This is a genomic window from Agromyces sp. NPDC056523, assembly GCF_042794545.1.
GTDB lineage: Bacteria > Actinomycetota > Actinomycetes > Actinomycetales > Microbacteriaceae > Agromyces.
Window position 1 is genome coordinate 93,403 of the sequence record NZ_JBHTTM010000006.1, and the last position, 13,486, is coordinate 106,888.

Below are 13,486 nucleotides of genomic sequence, written 5' to 3' on the forward strand. Positions count from 1 at the left end.
TCGTATCGGGCGCTCAGGGCTCTCGATACCACTCGTAGGTGCCGCAGCCCTCGAGCGTGACCGCCTGGCCGTCCTCCGCCAGGAGTACGGCGTCGCCGCGCCCGTACGTGATCGCCTCGCCGTTCGCGTTCTCCAGTGTGTAACGGCACGCAGGCTCCGGTTCGTCCTGCCGGTAGTAGCCGGGTGCGACGTCCTCGCCGACGACGAAGGTCCCGCTGCCGCCGAACTCCGTCGACGGACCGGTCGGCTCGGTCTCGGCGGCCGGCCCGGAGCATCCGGTGAAGCCGAGCACGGCGAGCAGGGCACCGGCAGCGACGATTCGCATCATGCGGCGCAGCCTACTCGCGAGGATGCGCGGTCTCGGTTTGCCGCATCCGGAATCGGGGGCGATCGGAGGCGGCGTGAGCATGCCGACCGCTCGGCGCCGGCGTGTGGAGCCGCAACGGCAACGAGGCGTACCGCGCGGGCCGCGACATCCAAGCCGGCCGGGTGTGGGTGAACAACTACCACGCGTACCCCGCGGGCGCGGCCTTCCGCGGCTACAGTCCTCGGGCATCGGCCGCGAGAACAACAAGCAGGCCCTCGACCACTACCAGCAGACGAAGAACCTGCTCGTCAGCTACGGCGAGAACCCGCTCGGGTTCTTCTGATCCAGACACCGCACCACGGGGCGGCGATCGCCCGCCTGCCTGTTCTTCCGACACGAAAAAACTCGTCGCCCTGTGGTGTGGCAATGCCGACATCTCTACGGGGCGACGAGTCTTTAGGGCTTCAGACTGCAAGATGTTCGCGGTTGGCGCAAGAGCGTGGTGGACGGTTGTCCGCCGGGTCCGGTTTCCGTTTGGATGGTGCGCATGACTGACACCAACAGCAAGCCCGAGGTCGACGCTCCCGAGGGCCCGGCCCCCGCCGACCTCGTCATCGAGGACATCGTCGTGGGCGACGGCGCCGAGGCGACGCCCGGCTCGACGGTCGACGTGCACTACCTCGGCGTCGAGTACGAGACCGGCGAGGAGTTCGACTCGTCGTGGAGCCGCGGCCAGTCCATCAACTTCCCGCTGCAGGCGCTCATCTCCGGCTGGCAGGAGGGCATCCCCGGCATGAAGGTCGGCGGTCGCCGCAAGCTCACCGTCCCGCCGCACAAGGCGTACGGCCCTGCGGGCGGCGGGCACCAGCTGTCGGGCAAGACGCTGATCTTCGTGATCGACCTGCTCGGCGTGAGCTGACGCGCCGCGACATCCGCTTCATCCGGAGGCCGGTCGGACCAGATGGTCCGCCGGCCTCCGTCGTGTTCACGACATCGCGTCCATCCAGGTGCATCCGATCCATCACGCCCTCCGGAAGGAGGTGGTGACAGGCAATCTCGATGCTCCGCATCGCGGAGCCGACCTGGAGGGAACCATGAACAAGATCCTCATCGCCGGGATCGGTGCGGGCGCGCTCGTCGCGCTGGGTGCCGTCGCACCGGCTCACGCCGCCGAAGATGCGGCGATGCTCTCGGTGCTCCACGGCGTGCCCGACCTGACCGTCGACGTGTACGTCGACGATGAGCTCACGCTCGACGACTTCGCGCCCGGCGACCTCGCCGGCCCGCTCGAACTGCCCGCGGGCACCTACTCGGTCGCGATCACGGCAGCGGACGCCACGAACGCGTCCGAGCCGGCGATCGGGCCCGTCGACCTCCCGCTCGATGCCGGCGGGAACTACACCGCGGTCGCGCATCTCGACGCCGAGGGCAACCCGACGGCGACCCTCTTCACCAACGACGTGTCCGAGATCCCGGCCGGACAGGGCCGGCTGACGGTGCGGCATGTCGCCGCCGCTCCGGCGGTGGACGTCCTCGCCGGCGGCGAGGCCGTCGTCTCGGGCCTCGAGAACCCGGACGAGGCGACACTCGACCTGCCGACGGGCACCGTCTCCGCGTCGATCGCCGCGGCGGGCACGACCGAGCCCGTGCTCGGTCCCGCCGACGTCGAGGTCGCTGAAGGCGCGCTCACCATCGCCTACGCGTGGGGCAGCCTGGATGACGGCAACCTGGCCCTCGCGGTGCAGACCGTGACGGGCATGCATTCGAGCCCCGACGGTGTTCCGGCCGGCTCCGCAGGACTGGTCGCCGCGAACTCGCCCGAGCAGCAGATGCGGCTCTGGGCGGCGATCGGCCTCGGTGTGCTCGCCGTGCTCGCGCTCGCTGTGGCGGGCGTCCGGCGGATCGCGGCCGCGAAGGCGGAGCGCTGATCCGCATGCCGGGTCCGGGGGTCGCGGCCGCGGGGATCGGGTCCCTGGTCGCGGTCTCCGTCATGGTCGGCCTGACGGCCGGGTGCACCGCGTCGCCCGAGGGGATCGGCGGCGCGGTGGCATCCGACCCGCCGCACGAGGCCTCGGAGCGGGCGGCGGTCGCGTCGCCGGCTCCGCTGCCCGACATCCCGCGTCATTCGGCTGCACTCGAGGACCAGCCCACGGCGCCGCCCGAGCCGACGCGTCTCGAGGTGCCGGCACTCGGCATCGATGTCGCCGTGCGACCGGTCGGCCTGGACGGCCAGGGGCGCATGGGCCTCCTCGACGATCCGGCCATCGCCGCCTGGTACCGGTGGGGGCCCGCGCCCGCGAGCGCGTCGGGCTCGACCGTCATCGCGGCCCACGTCGATTCGCTCACGTACGACGTGCTCCCATTCGCGCGATTGAAGGACGCGGCGCCGGGCACCGAGGTGGTCGTCACGGATGCTGCGGGCGAGCGTCGCGCGTACGCGGTGGATTCGGTGCAGGTCATCGAGAAGGCCGACGTCGACTGGGACGCCGCGTTCGATCGATCGGGGGCGCCACGGCTGACCCTCGTGACCTGCGGCGGCGACTTCGACCATGCCGATCGCCGCTACCTCTCGAACGTCGTCGTCACCGCGATCCCCCTCGCCTGAACCGGATGGAGCGTGGCTATGCTGGTGCCGGTGCCGCAGGCGAGACTGCCCGCACCGCCCGCGCCCGTCGCCCCCGACGCGGGGCATCTCGACGGTCCACGAAGGAGTGAACGTCACGCGGTGACCACGACCTCATTCGCCGACCTCGACGATCACGCGCTCGCGAGCGCGTTCGCCTCGGGTGACGAACGCGCGCTCCGCGAGGCGTACGCCCGGTGGTCGGCGCTGGTGTTCCGTCTCGCGCTCCGGTCGCTCGGCGATCGCGCCGATGCAGAGGACGTCACGCAGCAGGTGTACATCTCGGCGTGGCGGGGCCGGCACACCTTCGACCTCACGCGCGCGAGCCTCAGCGCGTGGCTCGTGGGCATCACGAAGCACCGCATCGCCGACGCCCACGAGGCCCGCGCCCGAACCCGCCGCCTCGAGGAGACGCTGGTCTCGGAGGCGTCGGTTGCGCCGCCGGTCGGCGACGACGACCTCGCCGAACGCGTCATGGTGGCCGAGGAACTCGACCGGCTCGAGCCCGTGCCGAGACGCGTGATGCAATTGGCGTTCTACGACCAGCTCAGTCACTCGCAGATCGCGGAGACCCTCGGGCTTCCGATCGGCACGGTGAAGAGTCATGTCCGACGCAGCCTGATTCGGCTGCGCACCCGATGGGAGGTGGATGATGGACCACATCGAGCCTGACGAGCTCGCCGTGCTCGCGCTCGACGGCGACGAACCCGACGACGCGGTCCGCGCACACCTCGACGGTTGCGGGGAATGCCGCGCCGAGTACGACGCACTTGCGCGGACGGTCGCGCTGGGGCGGAGCGGCGTGCCCGGTCGCGTCGGCGCGGCCGACGCCGGATTCGAGGCGCCGCCGTCGTCCGTCTGGGCGGGCATCCATGCCGAGCTGGGCCTCGCGCCCGAGCTCGCGGCCGACCCGCTCGCGGAGGAGCCTCCAGAGCCGGCCCCGGTCGCCGACATCGGCGAACGGCGTCGCGCGTGGTGGCCGGTCGCGCTCGCGGCCGCAGTCGGTGGCGTCCTCGTCGGCGTCGGACTCGGCGTCGCGCTCGCGGGGCTGGGCACGAACGACGGTGCGCCCGCACCCGAGCCCACTCCCGCGGTGCTCGCGAGTGCCGACCTCGCCGCGTTCCCGGGCTGGGACGACGCGACCGGCCAGGCGACGGTCGAGGAGGATCCCGACGGCGCTCGATCGATCGTCGTCGACCTCGACGCGACGGCGCCTGCCGGCGACGTCCGCGAGGTCTGGCTCATCCGGTCGGATGCCTCGGGGCTCGTGAGCCTGGGGCTGCTCGAGGGTTCATCGGGGCGCTTCGCGATACCCGACGGCATCGACCTCGCGGAGTACTCGCTCGTGGACGTGTCCGCCGAACCCGTCGACGGCGATCCTGCCCACTCGGGCGATTCCATCGTGCGCGGCGAGTTGACGGAGACCTGACGCATGCCGCTCGCATTCCTGCCCTATTTCGCGCTCTCGGCAGTGCACCTCGTGGTGCTCGTCGGAGGGTTCGGCGGCGCGGCCGTGACCGCCACCAAGCTCGTGCTCATGCCGGCGCTCGCTCTCGCAGTGCTCTGGTCTGCGAGGCGAGGTCGTCGTTCCGCGACGATCGCGCTGCTGCTCGCGGCGATCGTGCTCTCGTGGGCGGGGGATGCCGCGCTGACCGGCTCCGGCGCGATCTGGTTCGTCGCCGGCCTGCTCTGCTTCCTGGCCGCGCACATCGCCTACGTCGTGCTGTTCGCACGCGAGTCCCGCGGTCGGCGGTTCCCGGCGTGGACAGCGGTGTACGTCGGCTGGTACGCGGGCTTCCTCGCCCTCCTTGCGCCGCACCTCGGCGCGCTCCGCGCTCCGGTCGCCGTGTACGGGCTCGTGCTCGGCGCGATGGCGGTGCTCGCGGGTCGCGTCGGCGGGCTCGTCGCCGTCGGGGGTGCGCTGTTCGTCGTGTCGGACACGGTGCTGGCACTGGGTCGCTTCCTGCCGGGCTACGAGTTCGCGCTTCACGACCTCGTCGTGATGTCGACGTACCTCGGCGCGCAGGGCCTGATCGCGCTCGGCGTGCTGGGTCGTTCGCGCGATCGAGCGCGTGCGATCAGCAGCCCGGGTTCCGACGACGTCGCGTCGACGGCGGTGCGGACGACGGATCCGAGGTAGTCGGCGGGCGGTCGTCTGCGCTGCGCCGGGGTGCGCGCTCGGGTTCGGCGACGTGGCGGACGCGATCGACGAGGTCGCGCCACGGGCCCGTGACCTGGCGTTCGGCGAGGGTCTCCTCGTGCGGCTCGCAGCGGATCCGGTAGGTGTAGCGATCGGGCTCCAGCGGAGCCTCGGGGGTCTCGCCCCACGGGAGGCGCTCGATGAGGAGCACCCATTCCTCGGGGTCGGGCTGGTCGTCGACGTTCACCGTCCACGAGAGCCGGAGCCCCGCGATGCCGCCGCTGCGCACGACCTCGACGTCCATGGGGCCGATGCTACTCGGCGTCGAGTCCGACGGCGCGCCAGCCGCGGGCGACCGCACGCACCTCGGGCGAGGTCGCGCCGAACCGGGCCGTCGCGGCATCGACCGTCGCGGCGACGAAGGCGTCGAACCCGGTGTTCGGCCTCAGCACCCCGCCGGTGAGCGTCTCATACCAGACGCGTCCGACGTGCTCCCACGCGAACCCTCCGAGCTCGGTCGCCGCGAGCGCGAACGCGCGGTTCGGGATGCCGGAGTTCAGGTGCACGCCGCCGTTGTCGTCGTCGGTGCGCACGAAGTCGCGCATGTGGGCGGGCTGCGGGTCGCGCCCGAGCACGTCGTCGTCGTACGCCGTGCCGGGCTCGATCAGCGACCGCAGCGCGCGGCCCTGCACGAGCTCGGTGAAGACGCCCTCGCCGATGAGCCAGCTCGCGGCCGCGGCATCCTGCCCCATCGCGTACTGCTCGACGAGGGAGCCGAACACGTCGGACACGTGCTCGTTGAGCGCACCCGACTGGTCGCGGTAGCGCAGGCGCGCGGTCGCCTCGGTGACGCCGTGCGCGAGCTCGTGGCCGACGACGCTCATCGAGTGCGTGAACCCGCGGAAGACCTCGCCGTCGCCGTCGCCGAACACCATGCGCTCGCCGTCCCAGAAGGCGTTGTCGTAGCGGTCGCCGAAGTGCACCGTCGCCTCGAGCGCGCCGCCGCAGCCGTCGATCGCGTCGCGGCCGTAGACGCGGTGGAACAGCCGGAACACCTCGCCGAGCCCGTCGTACGCCTGGTCGACCGCGGCGTCGCCGGCCTCGGGCTCGCCCTCGCGGCGGACGAGGCGGCCGGGCAGCGTCTCGACGTGCTCGGCGTCGGAGATGCGACGATCGGGGGAGGCGGGGGTGACCTCGCCCGGAGCCTCGACCTCCACTGCGGCGCCCTCGCGAAGCGTGGGCCATTCCGCACGCTCGTGCTCGTGGGCGACGAACGGCGGGGCCGCACCCTCGGCACGGAGCTCGCGCAGCGGCCGGTCGCGCCCGAGCGATCGTCGCGCCGCGTCGGCGGCGACGTCGTAGTGGTCGGCCGCCTCGGCGATCCGCCGGAGCAGCCAGGGCGGCACGATGCCGTGCCGCGGTCGGGCGTCGCGGGGTGCAGGGGCCTGCGGCATCCGGGTCATGCGTCGATCGTGGCACGCGCCGCCGACAGGACCGCGCGCCGCGCCCACGCGTCGACGGGGTCGGCGTGCGAAGGTAGGAGGGTGTCCGCGACCGCCACCGCCGCCCTCGAGGTGCGCACGCACCCGATCGCGCTCGTGCCCGCGGCGCTCGTGTGCTCGGCCGCGGTGCTGCTCTTCGGCTTCCAGCTCAACCTGGCCGGGTACGCGATGCTCGTCGCAGGGCTCCTGGTCGCGTGGCTCGTCGACCGCTCGGGCCGCACCGATCGGCTCACGGCCGACCTCGCGCTCATCGCGATCGGCCAGGCGATCATCTCGACCATGCCGCTCGAGGCCGACATCTCGTTCCCGGCGATGGCGCGCTTCGCGATCGTGCTGGGCCTCGCGGTCGCGGTGCCGTTCCTGATCTCGCGCTTCCTGTACCGCGAGCGCGTCATCCGCTTCCCGTGGCGCACGGGTCGCCGTTGGACGCGCACCCAGTGGCTCTACCTGCTCGGCGTGACCATCGCCGGATGGCTCATCCTGCCGTTCTACTTCATCACCTCGGGCGTCTACCAGAACTGGCCGACGGTCACCGAGCCGAGCGAGATCGCGCGTCTCTTCGTCGGCGTCAACGCGGTCGGCACGTGGGACGAGCTGTTCTTCATCTGCACGGTGTTCGCGCTGCTGCGCCGCCACTTCTCGACGTGGCAGGCGAACGTGCTGCAGGCGATCGTGTTCGTGTCGTTCCTGTGGGAGCTCGGCTACCAGGCGTGGGGTCCGCTGCTGACCATCCCGTTCGCGCTCATCCAGGGCTACACGTTCAAGCTCACCAAGTCGCTCACGTACGTGCTCGTCGTGCACCTCATCTTCGACGCGGTCGTGTTCTGCGTCATCGTGTACGCGCACAACGGCTGGCCCGCGATCTTCCCGCTGGTGCCGGCATGACGGATGGCGCGGGGCGGCCGCGCCGCATGCGAGCCGTGCGGTACGACCGGTACGGCGGTCCCGAACGGCTGCGCCTGGTCGACGTCGACGTGCCGCGTCCGGCGAGCGGGCAGGTGCTCGTGCGGGTGCGCGCGTCGTCGGTGAACTCGTGGGACTGGGACCTGCTCCGCGGCCGTCCGTGGTACGCGCGGATCGCGGGCCCGTTCCGTCCGGCGCGCCCGGTGCTCGGCGCCGACCTGGTCGGCGAGGTCGTCGAGGTCGGCGAGGAGGTCGCGTCGTTCCGCGTCGGCGACGACGTGTGGGGCGACGTGTCCGCAGCCGGATGGGGCGGGTTCGCCGAGTTCGCGGTGGTGGATGCTGCGGGGCTCCGGCTTAGACCAGAGGGCATCGATGCCGCGGTCGCCGCGGCCGTGCCGCAGGCCGGCGGACTCGCATGGCAGGCGCTCATGGACATCGCCCACGTCGCGGCCGGCGAGCGGGTGCTCGTCGTCGGCGCCGGGGGAGGGGCGGGCACGTTCGCGGTGGCACTCACGCGCCGCCTCGGCGCGGAGATCGTCGGGGTCGACCGCGCGGGCAAGCTGGAACTGCTCCGCCGGCTCGGCGCAGGCGAGGCGCTCGACGCCGACGCCGACGATCCGTTCGCGGATGCCGCGGCCTACGACGTGATCGTCGACATGGTCGCGACGCATCCGCGCTCGACCTATCGCCGCTCGCTCCGGCCCGGTGGCCGGCTCGTCGTGGTCGGCGGCTCGACGCGGACGATCGCATCGGTCGCAGCCACCGGCGGTCGGCCCGATGCCGAGGGCCGGACCCTGCGGCTGCTCGCGGCCAAGCCGAACGGCGGGCTCGACGAACTCGGCGCGCTCGTGGCATCCGGCGACCTCACGCCCGTGATCGAGGAGGTGCTGCCGCTCGAGCGCGTGCCCGAGGCGCTCGCGCGCATCGGCGCGGGGACGGTGCACGGCAAGCTCGTGATCGTGCCGTAGGGCGGAGTCCGAGTCGACTCACGCCTCCGGCGTCGGGTCACGTCGCGCCGCTCGACCACCGTCGGTGACGTCGGGTCACGACCCGGGCCGCAGTCGCAGCGCGCCCCGAACCGACAGGGTCGCGAGCACGACCGCCGCCGTCGCAATGGCGGCGCACAGCGCCCATTCGAGGAGTCCCGGTCGCGCGGGCGGAGCCTCGAACACCGCCCCGGAGTCGCTGACGTAGACCTCCGCCGTCGCCCCGACCTCGAGATCCTCGTTGCGCAGGTCGGCACGCGTGCCGTCGGGCAGTTCGACGCGCACGACGCGGACCATCTCCGTGCTGCTGCCACGCCGGTCGGCGACCACCCGCGCCTCGTCGTGCGCGTCGACGACGGTCGCTTCGACCGCCGCATACGACGCGAACGCTCGCGCGGTGGTCTCGCCGATCGCGACGACCGCGAGCACCGCGAACACGACGGCGCCGAGGGCGAGCACGACGACGGTGAGCGCGGGCGGCGGATATCCCTCGCGGTCCCCCGTGCGTCGGCCGGCGGTCATCGCCTTCTCCTTCCGCATTCCCGGGTCGTCGCGCCATCCGCCCGGCTCAGGGCTCGACGGTGGCCCCGTGCGCGGCGAGCCAGTCGACCAGCACCGTCACGTGGTTGACCCGCTCGTCGCGGGCGCCGAACAGCAGCGTCACGCGGTCGTGCGCGCGTCCGGTCCCGAGGAGCGCCTCGACGGCGGGGTTCGTGTCGAGCTCGTCGCGGTACCGCGCGGCGAACTCGTCGAAGCGGGCTGCGTCGCCGCTGTGGTGCCATTCAGTCCGCAGCTCTGGGGAGGGCGCGACATCCTTCGCCCACTCGTCGAGCTCGGCGCGCTCCTTCGACACGCCGCGCGGCCACAGCCGGTCCACCAGGACGCGGTAGCCGTCGGATGCCTCGGGGGCGTCGTACACGCGCTTCATCGCGAATGCCATGCGACCAGTCTGCCGCGCCGGCCCGGCCGAGGCATCCCTCAGCCGGCTGACCTCGCGATCCGGAACGTGCCGTCGGCGTTCCACTCGATCTCGAGGAGGGCCGTGCGCTCCGCCACCCCGGCCACGCCGTCGCCGTCGGGGTCCTCACCGGATGCGAGGTCCGAGGGGATCGAGGTCCGCATCGTCATGCCGTGTCCCACCAGGCGTTCGACGGACGTGCAGTTCCACGACATGCCCGTCGCCTCGAGCCTGACGATGAGGCACGCGACCTCGTCGTAGGCGATCGCGGCGTACACGGACGCGCCGCGGATCGGCTCCTCCGGCCCCACCAACTGCGCCACCCGGGTGACGGGGAAGACGACGTTCAGCCATCCGGGCAGGTCCCCGTAGACCCGATCCGCATCGCGGAACACGTCGAGGGCGGCACCATCCGGGATCCCGGCGGCGACCGCGAACGCCGCGGACGGATCCGGCTCGATCGTGACCTCGACGTCGGGCACTCGTGCCGCGGCGTCGGCCATCCACGACCACGTGGCGATGATCGCCGTCGCTGTCGCGGCGCCTGCGACCGCAGCTCGCCAGGGGACCGCCCTCCGGCGACCGCGAACCGCGGCTCGGGTGGATGCCGCGTCGTCGCGAGCGGGCGAGGGTGCGGGATCGCTCCGGCTCCGGTCCGCAGGCGCGGACCGCGCAGCGGCAGCAGCGGCGGCGGCCTCCTCGCGATCCGCCTGGAGCAGCCGCCACTCGCTCTCCGTGACGAGCCTCGTCTGCCCCGTCAGCGGGTCGACGTGCTCGACGCGCGCATCAGCGGCCCCGGCCCGGGAGTAGACCCGGGCCTCGAGCTCCGACCGTTCCACGTCGTCGATCGCCATGCCCGAACCATCCGATTCGCACGGTACACCCGGCCGGGGCGAGACGACAGGCCGGGCCGCAACGCAGGTCGCCACGCGGTCAGGCCGCGCCATCCGCTCTGCTAAACTCTTGAGGTTGCCGTGAATCGGCCGCGCATCAAGAGAGCCCAGGCACAAGGCCCCGGGCAGCGCGCAACGAGAAGGAAGGGGATCCCATCTATGGCTCTGGATGCAGAGAACAAGAAGGCGATCATCGAAGAGTACGCGACGCACCCCGGTGACACTGGATCCCCCGAGGTCCAGATCGCGATCCTCACCAAGCGGATCAAAGACCTCACCGAGCACCTCAAGGCGCACAAGCACGACCACCACTCGCGTCGTGGCCTGCTGCTCCTCGTCGGTCAGCGTCGTCGACTGCTCGGCTACCTCGCCGACGTCGACATCGCGCGCTACCGCTCGCTCATCGAGCGTCTCGGGCTGCGCCGCTAAGCGACGTACTCCGCGCGGCTCTCGACACTGTGTCGTGAGTCTTCGACGACAACGCGAACTTCTTGCGAAGGCCCCCGCCCTGCTCACGCAGGCCGGGGGCCTTCGTCATGCGCGGATCACCTCCGACGACCGCTCCGCAGCCCGTACACGACGAGCACGATCCCCAGCAGCGCGATGATCGGGCCGAGGAGTGCCCAGAGCGTGGACACGGTCATCGGGCTGCCGCCGATGATGCCGAACCCCTGCAACGTGAAGACGGCACCCATCAGTGCGACGATGACGCCGACGGCGACGAGGACGGGTCTGCGCACGTGGGGACTCCCTTCTCCTGGACCGGGTGCGCCGCACGCTACGCCGGGCGCACCGCGCGCACAAGGATCAGGCGGCGGCCGGCTGGGCCTGCCGCTCGGCGACGATCTGCTGCACGGCCGCTCGCCCCGCTCGGTTGGCGCCGATGGTCGACTGCGAGGGACCGTACCCGATGAGGAACAGCCGCGGCTCGTCGAGCGAACGGGTGTCGGCGACCCGGAACCCGCCGGCCGGCGTGCGGAGCTTGAGCGGGGCGAGATGGTCCACGGCGGGACGGAAGCCGGTCGCCCAGAGGATCGCGTCGGCCTCGATGAACGAGCCGTCCGGCATCCGCACGCCGTGCTCCTCGATCGAGGTGAACATCGGATGGCGCACCAGCACGCCGCGCGCCTGCGCCGCCCGCGCCCACGGCGTCCAGTGCATGCCCGTCACCGAGATGACGCTGCCGGGCGGGAGGCCCTGGCGCACTCGTGCCTCGACGCCCGCGATCGCCGCGCTGCGCGCGGGGAGGTCGAACCCGCCCTCGTCGATCCAGTGGGGTTCGCGTCGCGTCATCCAGGCGGTCTCGGCGACGTGCGAGATCTCCTCGAGCAGCTGGACCGCCGAGACCCCGGCGCCCACGATCACCACCCGCTTCCCGGCGAACTCGTGGGCGGACACGAAGTCGGCGACGTGCAGCTGGCGGCCGCGGAAGCGCTCCATGCCGGGGTAGTAGGGGCGGAACGGGCGGGTCCAGGTGCCGGTCGCGTTGATGACGTAGCGGGCGGCCCACGTGCCGCGGTCGGTCTCGACGAGCAGGCGGCCGTCGACGTCGTCGCCGGCTCGGCGGACGGCCCGCACCTTCACCGGCCGCTGGACGTCGAGGCCGAAGCGTCGTTCGTACTCGGCGAAGTACGGCGGCAGGACGTCACGGCTCGCCGCCCGCGGGTCGGCCGGCGGCACCGCGAAACCCGGCAGTTCATGGATGCCGTTCACGGTGGCCATGCGCAGCGACGCCCAGCGGTGCTGCCAGGCACCGCCCGGCGCCGAATCGGCATCGAGGACGACGAACGTCTCGGGGGCGGTCGGATCGGTCGTGGCCGGCACGAAGCCGCGACGTCGCAGGTGATAGGCGGCCGACAGCCCGGCCTGCCCGGCGCCGATGACGGCGACCTCCACCAGCGTCGTATCCATGTGCATGGAAACGGCGCGGCATGTCCCGCTATTCCACGATCGCCATCTCGTGCGGCGTGCCGTTCAGCCGTCGGCCGCGGTCGGGCTCGACCGTGACGATGTCCTCGATGCGCACGCCGAACCGCCCCGGCAGGTAGATGCCGGGCTCGATCGAGAAGCACATGCCGGGCTGGAGCAGGTGCTCCTCGCCCTCGACCATGTAGGGCGGCTCATGCGTCGTCAGGCCGATTCCGTGACCCACGCGATGGATGAAGAACTCGCCGAATCCGGCATCGGCGATCACGGCGCGAGCGGCCCGATCGATCTCCTGGCACGCGATGCCCGGGCGCACCGCCTCGAACGCCGTCTGCTGCGCCTCCCGGACGATGTCGTGGACGCGCCGCTCCTCGTCGGTCGGCTCGCCCACGTGCACCGTGCGCGTGGTGTCCGAACCGTAGCCGTGCTTGAGTCCGCCGAAGTCGAGGACCACCATGTCGCCCTCCTCGATGATCCGGTCGCCGATCTCGTGGTGCGGGTTCGCGCCGTTGGGGCCGGAGCCGACCACGGTGAAGTCGACCTGCGAGTGCCCGAACCGCAGGAGCAGCCCTGCGAGGTCGGCAGCGACCTCCCGCTCGCTGCGACCCGCGAACCTGACCTTGAGGATCTCGCCGTACGCGGCATCCGCCGCGGCGCCCGCGGCAGCGAGCCGTGCCAGTTCGTCGTCGTCCTTGATCGCGCGGAGCATCGGGAGCACGGCCGTCATCGCGGCGTACGAGGTCCGGGGCAGGGCATCCTGCAGTCCGAGCAGGTGCATCGCCCACGCCGAATCGGACACCGCGTAGCGTCCGGGTCCGAGCAGCGGGGAGGCGGTGGCATACGGATCGCTGCCGTCGGTCCAGTCGAGCAGGCGCAGCGCCGGAGCGCCCACGGCCTCCTCGGCGTCGGGCCGTTCGAGCTTCGGTACGACCATGCTCGGCTCGCCGTCGACGGGCACGACGAGGAGCGTCAGCCGCTCGGTGATCGCGACGGGTGCGTACCCGGTGAGGTAGAGCAGGTCGGGTCCCGGTGTGACGAGCACGCCATCGAGGCCCTCGGCGGCCGCGGCGTCGGCGGCCCGCCGCAGCCGGGCGGCGAAGTCGTGGATGGTGAAGGCGACGGGCTCGTCCGAGCCCAGGGAATCGGTCATCTCTCGTCCTCCTCGCGTGGCGACGCGACGGACGCTAGCAAGACGTGCCGGCCCGTGTCGGGCACTTCGGCCCGCCGACCCGGGTCTTCGGCGTCCGC

18 protein-coding genes and 1 pseudogene are annotated in these 13,486 nt (G+C 72.2%); 10 read left to right on the forward strand and 9 right to left on the reverse strand.

The window, feature by feature from the left end; all coding sequences use genetic code 11:
• Positions 1-13: 13 nt before the first annotated feature.
• On the reverse strand, positions 14-328 hold the full coding sequence (locus tag ACFQ58_RS17100; protein WP_376952382.1) for a hypothetical protein: 315 nt from the start codon (positions 326-328) through the stop codon (positions 14-16).
• Between the two features lie 89 nt (positions 329-417).
• On the opposite strand from ACFQ58_RS17100, the pseudogene ACFQ58_RS17105 reads away from it, so the two are divergent.
• The 7 genes and pseudogenes from ACFQ58_RS17105 to ACFQ58_RS17135 form a co-directional block, all read left to right on the forward strand.
• Positions 418-650 (forward strand): annotated as a pseudogene (locus ACFQ58_RS17105) (aldehyde dehydrogenase family protein); the annotation flags it as partial.
• A gap of 204 nt (positions 651-854) precedes the next feature.
• Positions 855-1,226 carry an FKBP-type peptidyl-prolyl cis-trans isomerase gene (locus ACFQ58_RS17110; RefSeq protein WP_376952383.1) on the forward strand — a complete coding sequence of 124 codons (372 nt, stop codon included), beginning with the start codon at positions 855-857 and terminating at the stop codon, positions 1,224-1,226.
• Between the two features lie 175 nt (positions 1,227-1,401).
• Positions 1,402-2,235 carry a DUF4397 domain-containing protein gene (locus ACFQ58_RS17115; protein WP_376952384.1) on the forward strand — a complete coding sequence of 278 codons (834 nt, stop codon included), beginning with the start codon at positions 1,402-1,404 and terminating at the stop codon, positions 2,233-2,235.
• 5 nt (positions 2,236-2,240) lie between these two features.
• Complete coding sequence (locus ACFQ58_RS17120) at positions 2,241-2,912, forward strand: class F sortase (protein WP_376952385.1); 672 nt, start codon at positions 2,241-2,243, stop codon at positions 2,910-2,912.
• A gap of 120 nt (positions 2,913-3,032) precedes the next feature.
• Positions 3,033-3,602, forward strand: a complete 570-nt coding sequence (locus ACFQ58_RS17125; protein WP_376952386.1) for an RNA polymerase sigma factor — start codon at positions 3,033-3,035, stop codon at positions 3,600-3,602.
• Entirely contained in the window at positions 3,580-4,359 is a 780-nt protein-coding gene (locus tag ACFQ58_RS17130) for an anti-sigma factor domain-containing protein (protein WP_376952387.1), read from the forward strand. Before ACFQ58_RS17125 ends, ACFQ58_RS17130 begins: the two co-directional genes overlap by 23 nt.
• Before the next feature lie 3 nt (positions 4,360-4,362).
• Positions 4,363-5,070, forward strand: a complete 708-nt coding sequence (locus ACFQ58_RS17135) for a lysoplasmalogenase (RefSeq protein WP_376952388.1) — start codon at positions 4,363-4,365, stop codon at positions 5,068-5,070.
• Here the strand turns inward: ACFQ58_RS17135 and ACFQ58_RS17140 are convergent.
• Both ACFQ58_RS17140 and ACFQ58_RS17145 read right to left on the reverse strand, forming a co-directional pair.
• Positions 5,009-5,374 (reverse strand): protealysin inhibitor emfourin, encoded by a 366-nt coding sequence (locus ACFQ58_RS17140; RefSeq protein ID WP_376952389.1) that lies wholly within the window; start codon positions 5,372-5,374, stop codon positions 5,009-5,011. The two genes, ACFQ58_RS17135 and ACFQ58_RS17140, sit on opposite strands and share 62 nt — an antisense overlap.
• 10 nt (positions 5,375-5,384) lie before the next feature.
• Positions 5,385-6,533: a M4 family metallopeptidase gene (locus ACFQ58_RS17145; protein WP_376952390.1), complete on the reverse strand. Its 1,149-nt coding sequence runs from the start codon at positions 6,531-6,533 to the stop codon at positions 5,385-5,387.
• Positions 6,534-6,614: 81 nt separating this feature from the next.
• Between ACFQ58_RS17145 and ACFQ58_RS17150 the strand changes: the two genes are divergently transcribed.
• Positions 6,615-7,457 (forward strand): CPBP family intramembrane glutamic endopeptidase, encoded by an 843-nt coding sequence (locus ACFQ58_RS17150; protein WP_376952391.1) that lies wholly within the window; start codon positions 6,615-6,617, stop codon positions 7,455-7,457.
• Positions 7,454-8,443, forward strand: a complete 990-nt coding sequence (locus ACFQ58_RS17155; RefSeq protein WP_376952392.1) for an NAD(P)-dependent alcohol dehydrogenase — start codon at positions 7,454-7,456, stop codon at positions 8,441-8,443. Before ACFQ58_RS17150 ends, ACFQ58_RS17155 begins: the two co-directional genes overlap by 4 nt.
• A 75-nt stretch (positions 8,444-8,518) precedes the next feature.
• On the opposite strand, the gene ACFQ58_RS17160 is transcribed toward ACFQ58_RS17155, so the two are convergent.
• The 3 genes from ACFQ58_RS17160 to ACFQ58_RS17170 are packed head-to-tail and all read right to left on the reverse strand — an operon-like array spanning position 8,519 to position 10,273.
• Entirely contained in the window at positions 8,519-8,983 is a 465-nt protein-coding gene (locus ACFQ58_RS17160; protein WP_376952393.1) for a hypothetical protein, read from the reverse strand.
• A 46-nt stretch (positions 8,984-9,029) separates the two neighbouring features.
• Positions 9,030-9,401, reverse strand: coding sequence for a DUF488 domain-containing protein (locus tag ACFQ58_RS17165; RefSeq protein WP_376952394.1), 372 nt, complete (start codon positions 9,399-9,401; stop codon positions 9,030-9,032).
• A gap of 38 nt (positions 9,402-9,439) precedes the next feature.
• A complete protein-coding gene (locus ACFQ58_RS17170; protein WP_376952395.1) occupies positions 9,440-10,273 on the reverse strand; it encodes a hypothetical protein in 834 nt (277 codons plus the stop codon).
• A 198-nt stretch (positions 10,274-10,471) separates the two neighbouring features.
• On the opposite strand from ACFQ58_RS17170, the gene rpsO reads away from it, so the two are divergent.
• Positions 10,472-10,741: a 30S ribosomal protein S15 gene (gene rpsO, locus ACFQ58_RS17175; protein WP_376952396.1), complete on the forward strand. Its 270-nt coding sequence runs from the start codon at positions 10,472-10,474 to the stop codon at positions 10,739-10,741.
• A gap of 116 nt (positions 10,742-10,857) precedes the next feature.
• Here the strand turns inward: rpsO and ACFQ58_RS17180 are convergent, their stop codons facing one another.
• From ACFQ58_RS17180 to ACFQ58_RS17190, 3 genes are all read right to left on the reverse strand, one after another.
• The gene (locus ACFQ58_RS17180; protein WP_376952397.1) at positions 10,858-11,052 is read right to left on the reverse strand and encodes a hypothetical protein; all 195 of its coding nucleotides are present in this window, start codon (positions 11,050-11,052) and stop codon (positions 10,858-10,860) included.
• 67 nt (positions 11,053-11,119) lie between these two features.
• Positions 11,120-12,223 (reverse strand): NAD(P)-binding domain-containing protein, encoded by a 1,104-nt coding sequence (locus tag ACFQ58_RS17185; RefSeq protein WP_376952398.1) that lies wholly within the window; start codon positions 12,221-12,223, stop codon positions 11,120-11,122.
• 28 nt (positions 12,224-12,251) lie between these two features.
• Positions 12,252-13,388 (reverse strand): aminopeptidase P family protein, encoded by a 1,137-nt coding sequence (locus ACFQ58_RS17190; RefSeq protein ID WP_376952399.1) that lies wholly within the window; start codon positions 13,386-13,388, stop codon positions 12,252-12,254.
• Positions 13,389-13,486 lie beyond the last annotated feature (98 nt).

Bases quoted from the DNA above. Each gene is read 5' to 3' on its own strand.
- ACFQ58_RS17135 (WP_376952388.1), top strand. From the start codon at position 4,363: ATGCCGCTCGCATTCCTGCCCTATTTCGCGCTCTCGGCAGTGCACCTC.
- ACFQ58_RS17115 (WP_376952384.1), top strand. From the start codon at position 1,402: ATGAACAAGATCCTCATCGCCGGGATCGGTGCGGGCGCGCTCGTCGCG.
- ACFQ58_RS17165 (WP_376952394.1), bottom strand. From the start codon at position 9,401: ATGGCATTCGCGATGAAGCGCGTGTACGACGCCCCCGAGGCATCCGAC.
- ACFQ58_RS17145 (WP_376952390.1), bottom strand. From the start codon at position 6,533: ATGACCCGGATGCCGCAGGCCCCTGCACCCCGCGACGCCCGACCGCGG.
- ACFQ58_RS17185 (WP_376952398.1), bottom strand. From the start codon at position 12,223: ATGGATACGACGCTGGTGGAGGTCGCCGTCATCGGCGCCGGGCAGGCC.
- ACFQ58_RS17120 (WP_376952385.1), top strand. From the start codon at position 2,241: ATGCCGGGTCCGGGGGTCGCGGCCGCGGGGATCGGGTCCCTGGTCGCG.
- rpsO (WP_376952396.1), top strand. From the start codon at position 10,472: ATGGCTCTGGATGCAGAGAACAAGAAGGCGATCATCGAAGAGTACGCG.
- ACFQ58_RS17110 (WP_376952383.1), top strand. From the start codon at position 855: ATGACTGACACCAACAGCAAGCCCGAGGTCGACGCTCCCGAGGGCCCG.
- ACFQ58_RS17170 (WP_376952395.1), bottom strand. From the start codon at position 10,273: ATGGCGATCGACGACGTGGAACGGTCGGAGCTCGAGGCCCGGGTCTAC.
- ACFQ58_RS17140 (WP_376952389.1), bottom strand. From the start codon at position 5,374: ATGGACGTCGAGGTCGTGCGCAGCGGCGGCATCGCGGGGCTCCGGCTC.
- ACFQ58_RS17190 (WP_376952399.1), bottom strand. From the start codon at position 13,388: ATGACCGATTCCCTGGGCTCGGACGAGCCCGTCGCCTTCACCATCCAC.
- ACFQ58_RS17155 (WP_376952392.1), top strand. From the start codon at position 7,454: ATGACGGATGGCGCGGGGCGGCCGCGCCGCATGCGAGCCGTGCGGTAC.
- ACFQ58_RS17160 (WP_376952393.1), bottom strand. From the start codon at position 8,983: ATGACCGCCGGCCGACGCACGGGGGACCGCGAGGGATATCCGCCGCCC.
- ACFQ58_RS17100 (WP_376952382.1), bottom strand. From the start codon at position 328: ATGATGCGAATCGTCGCTGCCGGTGCCCTGCTCGCCGTGCTCGGCTTC.
- ACFQ58_RS17130 (WP_376952387.1), top strand. From the start codon at position 3,580: ATGATGGACCACATCGAGCCTGACGAGCTCGCCGTGCTCGCGCTCGAC.